This window comes from Streptomyces sp. SID12501 (genome assembly GCF_010550245.1).
In the GTDB taxonomy this organism is placed as follows: Bacteria; Actinomycetota; Actinomycetes; order Streptomycetales; family Streptomycetaceae; genus Streptomyces.
The window spans coordinates 1-457 of record NZ_JAAGLU010000570.1; the positions used below are offsets into that span (position 1 = coordinate 1).

1 protein-coding gene is annotated in these 457 nt (G+C 76.4%); it reads left to right on the top strand.

Going from position 1 to position 457, the window contains the following annotated elements; genetic code table 11:
• Window positions 1–457, top strand: a 457-nt coding sequence (locus G3I71_RS47335; RefSeq protein ID WP_275409448.1) for an ATP-binding cassette domain-containing protein, incomplete at both ends; no start/stop codon positions are given.

The following is a 457-nucleotide window of genomic DNA, read 5'->3' on the forward strand; positions in this document are numbered from 1 at the left end:
GTCATCACCGCCTCGGGCGTCGAGCTGCGCGTCGGCGCCCGCGTCCTGCTGGAGCCGACGACGTTCCGGATCGCCGCGGGCGACCGGATCGGGCTGGTCGGCCGCAACGGCGCCGGCAAGACGACCCTCACCAAGACCCTCGCGGGCGAGACGCAGCCCACGGGCGGGACGATCTCGCGCGGCGGCGACGTCGGCTACCTCCCGCAGGACCCGGCCTCGGGCGACCTCGAGCAGCTCGCGATGGACCGCGTGCTCTCGGCGCGCGGCCTGGACGCCGTGCTCACCGCGATGCGCGAGACCGAGGGGCTCATGGCGTCGGCCGACGACGCGACGCGCGACAAGGCGATGGACCGGTACACGCGGCTCGAGGCGCGGTTCACCGCGGCCGGCGGCTACGCGGCCGAGAGCGAGGCGCACCGCATCACCGCGGCGCTCGGCCTCGGCGACCGCGTGCTCG